A 5,827-nucleotide genomic window follows, 5' to 3' on the forward strand; every position below is an offset into this window, starting at 1 on the left:
TTTTCATAAAATTCTAAAAATTGATCATCTGTTAAGCTATTTATTAATTCTGTAATTATTTTTTTCATTAATTATTTACCTCCATATATTAAAAATATACCTAATTTTAGGTATATTTTATAAATATCAAGAGTTTTCGACAAAATTAAAGAAATTWTTATAATAATATAAAAGATTATTTTATCTAAGGAGGATTTATTAAATGCAAACACCATTAAATTATTATGATGAATTAATTAATGAAATTAAAGAATTAATTAGTAATCATAATTACAATGGGGCACTTATCAAAATTAATGATGAATTGTTGATGCCTTATATTCCTCAACAAGTTGAGAAAGTATTAACAACATTATTACAAGAAGTTAATGAAAAAATTCGAGAACAAAAGCCAAGTGAAACAACAGTTTGAACATTAGCAAAAATTAGTGATATTTTAGCGAATCCATCTGATGAGGAAACTCAATTATTAGCTTTTCAATATTTAAAAGACCAAAATTTACGACAAATTTTACCAGTAATTCGTAAATATTTTCTGAATAAAAAAGTCACTGATTTTACAAAGATTTATTTATTATACTTATTAAAAAAACAAGAAATTACAGAAATATTTGAAGTGAAAAAAACAAATGGTATTTTTCACTTGAATCCAAGTCAAATAATACCATATAAAGAAAATGAACAAGTTAAAACCATAATGAAATTATTAGACCAATGAGTTTATAATGATAATCCTAGTTTATACCATACTTGTTTATATTTGCTAGAAACATATTATTATAACTTATATCCTTATTTTTTAGAAAATAATGAAGAAAAAGCATTAACAATTGCAATTATATATCAAGGTCATCGGATGTATGGCGAAGAAATAGTAATCCAAGATCTGGCAGAACAATTTACAGTTCAAGTTGAAATAGTAAAAAAATATCTTCCTTACTTAACCCAACAAGAATTATAAAATAAATTATTATTTAGAATTAGACCAAAAAAGCAAAATAAATTGGGGAAAAAAGTTATTTAAAGTCATTCTTTTTGTTATAATAAATTATGTGCAATAATTAGTTAAGGAGTAAAATATGAAATTTAAAGCGGAAAAAATACAAGATAAAGGAATTGGAAAATGATATGTAACCATTGATGGTACAGAATGGACAGATTATATTAAAAAAGCTGAAAAAAAAGCAGCAGAGCAATTAGAGGTTCATGGCTTTCGAAAAGGGAAAGTACCTACTGATTTAATTAAAAAACATCTAACTGAAGCAAAAATTTTAGATGCGGCACATCATTTAGTTGTTAATAAAGCTTATAAGTTTGCGTTTGATCAAAAATCAGATATTGAACCATTTTCATCACCAGTTCCAAGTGTACAAAAAATTAGTAAAACAGAGTATATCTTACAATTAGAATTTGATTTAAAACCAGAAGTTAAAATTAGTAAGTATACTGGTTTTACTGATAAAGAATTAAAAAAGACAAAAATTGAAGTTAAAAAAGCAGATATTGATGATAATATTAATCAATTGCGTAATCGTTTTGCAATTTTTAAACCAAAAACAACAGAAATTACAACTGGAGATACAGTAATTTTTGATTTTGAAGGTTTTGTTGATGGAAAACCATTTAAAGGTGGTAAAGCAACAGATTTTACTTTAGAAATTGGGAGTGGTCAATTTATTCCCGGTTTTGAAGAAGCTATGATTGGTTTAAAAACAGGTGATAAAAAAGAAATTAATGTTACTTTCCCAGCTGATTATCATGTTGAAGAATTAAAATCAACTCCTGCTATTTTTAAGTTAAATATTAAGGAAGTTAAAAAAAAAGAATTACCAGAATTAAATGATGAATTAGCAAAAGATGTTAATTTGAAAGGTATTGATACGTTAGCTAAATTGGAAGCGCATGTTAAAAATAATATTTATGAGCAATTATTAAAACAAGAATATGATCATTTTATTGGCCATTTATTCCACTTAATTGCAGAAGATTCAAAGATTGCTTTACCAGAATCAATTATTCGTAAAGAAGCAAATCAATTAAAACATGAGTTTGAACAAAAGTTACAAGGTCAACAAATGGATATAAAAACGTATAAAAAACGAACAGGAATGTCAGAAGAAGATATTTTTAATGAGTTATTTAAAGACGCTAAGAATCGTTTAGAAAATGGTGTTATTGTTGATGCAGTTGTTCAAAATGAAAATATTACTGCAACTGAGACAGAAATTGATGAACAATATGAAAAGTTAGGAAAACAATTTGGAATTGATGGTAAAGCATTGAAAGAAACAAAATTAGTATCCGACCAACAAGCAAAAGAACAAGTTATGCATGATAAGGTATTTGCCTTTTTATATCAAAATAATGGTGAATAGAATAAAAACTAACAATAATGTTAGTTTTTTTATATAGGAGGATAATCTGTATTAGCATGAAAAGTGCTGAATTTTTTTTCTTTTTATGATATAATAAGAATATTATTAAGTATTAAACTGGTATTCCTTAATTTTGGGGTAAAGATATAATAAACAGTAGGTGAGATGATTTTTTAAAAATTAGCACTCACCTATTGCAAGTGCTAATTTTTTTTGTTATAATTTTTGTGTAACTTAAATTTATATTGCGATATTTTTTAAAATAAGATAAGATATTGTCAATATTAAGTGAAGAAAAGAAACAGGAGGTGTTTTGAAGATGGATTCAAAAATAACACAATTAAAAAATGTACCCGTTCTTGTAACACGGGGTAGTTATATTTTTCCAGGCTTTGAACAAGTATTAGAGGTAGGACGAGATAAATCAATTTTAGCGGTGAATACAGCTAGCAAGGATTTTGATAATCATATTGTGTTAGTTAGTCAAAAAAAACCGTTAGAAGATAATCCAAAATTATCTGAAATTTATCGAATTGGGATTTTAGCAGAGTTAAAAATTCGTAAAGTATGGGAAGATGGTAGTCTAACAGTTAATTTTAAAGCAGTTGATCGAGTAAAAATTTTAGATTTACGCGAAGGAGAATTTTATGCTGCTGATATTGATATTTTAAAATCATTTGTTAAATCAGAAGATAAAATTGTTGAAAAATTAACAGCGAATATTAAAGAATTAATGGAATTACAAGATATTTTGCCAGAAGATTTATTAGATCAAATTGGTGATTCAGTTGATGGGAATGAAGTTGTTGATACAATTGCCCAATTTTTACCATTTATTCCAGTGGCAAAAAAACAAGAAATTATTGAAGAATTAGATGTTGAAAAAAGACTTCAAATTATTTTTGATCATTTAGTTAATAAACAACAAGCCAATGATATTGATAATAAAATTAGCAAAAAAATTAAAGAACGAGTTGATGAACAACAACGTGAATATTACTTACGAGAAAAATTAAAAGCAATTAAAGATGAACTAGATGAATTTGATGGCGCTGCTGACGAAATGAAATTATATAAAGAACGATTAGCAAAAGAACCATTTCCAAAAAATATTAAAGAACGAATTGAACAAGAAATCACTCGTTACGAAGCATTACCACAAGCATCAAGTGAATCAAATATTATTCGAACTTATATTGATTGAATGATGCAAATTCCATGATGGGAAAAAACAGAAGAAAAAAATGATTTAAAATTTGCAAAAGAAGTGTTAGATAAATATCATTTTGGTTTAGATAAAGTTAAGGAAAGAATTATTGAATACTTAGCCGTTAAAACAATGACTAAATCTTTAAAAGGACAAATTATTTGTTTAGTAGGGCCACCGGGGGTTGGGAAAACAAGTTTAGCAAAATCAATTGCTGAAGCAACAGGACGAAAATTTGTTAAAATGGCCTTGGGAGGCGTAAAAGATGAATCAGAAATTCGCGGGCATCGTAAAACATATATTGGAGCGATGCCAGGCCGCATTATTCAGTCAATGAAACGTGCTGGTTCAATAAATCCATTATTTTTATTAGATGAAATTGACAAAATGGCATCAGATTATCGTGGTGACCCCGCTAGTGCAATGTTAGAAGTATTAGATCCAGAACAAAATTCAACCTTTTCTGACCACTACTTAGAAGAAACATATGATTTAAGTGATGTTATGTTTATTGCAACAGCCAATTATTATGATAATATTCCAGAAGCTTTAATTGACCGAATGGAAATTATTCAATTATCATCATATACTGAATTGGAAAAATTCCATATTGCAAAAGATTATTTAGTTCCAAAAGTATTAAGTAATAATGGTTTAGCAGATGGACAATTAATAATTACTGATGATGCAATTAATGAAATAATTAAATATTATACGCGTGAAGCAGGAGTTCGTCAGTTAGAACGAGATTTAAATGCTGTTGCACGGAAATTTATTGTTAAGTTCTTAAATAAAGAAATGGTTAATTTAACAGTTAAACCAGATACTGTTAATGATTTATTAGGTAAACGTCGTTTTGAACATACCGAAAAAGAAAAAGAATCACAAGTTGGAGTTGTAACAGGATTAGCATATACTCAATTTGGTGGTGATATTTTACCAATTGAAGTTAATAGTTTCTTAGGAAAAGGTTCATTAGTGTTAACTGGAAAATTAGGTGACATAATGAAAGAATCAGCATCAATTGCGTTAGACTATGTAAAAGCAAATTCTGGCAAATTTAATATTGATCCAAAATTCTTTGAAACACATGATATTCATATTCATGTTCCAGAAGGAGCAGTACCAAAAGATGGACCATCAGCTGGAATTACCTTAACAACAGCAATTATCAGTGCTTTAAGTAATCGTCCAGTATCGAAAGATATTGGAATGACTGGTGAAATTACTTTACGAGGACAAGTCTTACCGATTGGTGGCTTAAGAGAAAAATCAATTTCTGCGAACCGTAGTGGTTTAAAAACAATTTTAATTCCACATAAAAATATTAAAGATATTGAAGATATTCCAAAAGAAGTGCAAGAAACATTGAATATTATTCCAGTTGGAACATATGATGAAGTTTTCAAAAATGTTTTTGGCACAAACTAATTTTTAAAATGTATCAATTTGATACATTTTTATTTTCTTTGTTTTAACTCTAAATTGACAAAATAATTTAAGTATAGTAGTATCTTGTTGTATATGATTTAAAAAATAGTTTTTAAAGTACATGGCTTATATTTGTTAGTCCTTAATAAATATAATAATGATAAAGGGTAAAAACTATGCGTGCTATGGTAAAAGTTGAAAAATTAGTAAAAAAAATTCTAAAAAATACAAGAAAACACATTAAAAAACTTGCAAGAGCATTAGGTTTTAGTAAAAAGCAATCAGTACAAATTGCAACAAAAAACACATATAATTTAATAGAAACAATGGAAAGTTATCGAAAAATTACTGATTCAGAGCAAAATTTAAATTTTGAACCAGGTTTTTTAACTAATATATCTTGAACTTTTTTAAATAATGATAGTACTAAAGATGAAGATGGTTATGAAATTCCGATTAAATTAAATGATGAGTCAATTTATGATTCAATTTATGAGGCAATTCCTGAGCCAATTTATGATAATATTCCATCTTCTAAAAATGAACCAATCTATGATTATTTACCACCAGCAAAACCAGTTCCAGAATTAAGAAAAGAAACAATTATTACAGTTCCAAAGTTAGATTCAACAAAAGTTAGCGATGTGTATAAAAATATCACAGAAAATGAAAATGATGCAGTAGAAGAAAATACTGTTGAAAGATAAAATAGACTTCTTGCATAACCTATTAAAATAATTGTAAATATTTTTAAAAAGATACTAATAGCAAATTATAATTTTAATTAATTATGTCTTTTATTTAAAAATTTAWT

Annotated in this window: 4 protein-coding genes; all 4 read left to right on the forward strand. The window is 26.7% G+C overall.

The window, feature by feature from the left end:
- The first annotated feature begins 202 nt into the window (after nucleotides 1–202).
- The 4 genes from EHV01_RS02640 (at nucleotide 203) to EHV01_RS02655 (ending at nucleotide 5,720) form a co-directional block, all read left to right on the forward strand.
- A complete protein-coding gene (locus EHV01_RS02640; RefSeq protein ID WP_422066077.1) occupies nucleotides 203–961 on the forward strand; it encodes a DUF3196 family protein in 759 nt (252 codons plus the stop codon).
- Nucleotides 962–1,079: 118 nt separating this feature from the next.
- Nucleotides 1,080–2,375 carry a trigger factor gene (gene tig / locus EHV01_RS02645; protein WP_422066078.1) on the forward strand — a complete coding sequence of 432 codons (1,296 nt, stop codon included), beginning with the start codon at nucleotides 1,080–1,082 and terminating at the stop codon, nucleotides 2,373–2,375.
- Nucleotides 2,376–2,694: 319 nt separating this feature from the next.
- On the forward strand, nucleotides 2,695–5,013 hold the full coding sequence (gene lon, locus EHV01_RS02650) for an endopeptidase La (protein WP_422066079.1): 2,319 nt from the start codon (nucleotides 2,695–2,697) through the stop codon (nucleotides 5,011–5,013).
- Nucleotides 5,014–5,189: 176 nt separating this feature from the next.
- A complete protein-coding gene (locus EHV01_RS02655) occupies nucleotides 5,190–5,720 on the forward strand; it encodes a hypothetical protein (protein WP_422066080.1) in 531 nt (176 codons plus the stop codon).
- Nucleotides 5,721–5,827 lie beyond the last annotated feature (107 nt).

This window comes from Spiroplasma sp. hy2 (genome assembly GCF_044714365.1).
In the GTDB taxonomy this organism is placed as follows: Bacteria; Bacillota_I; Bacilli_A; order Mycoplasmatales; family Mycoplasmataceae; genus Spiroplasma; species Spiroplasma phoeniceum.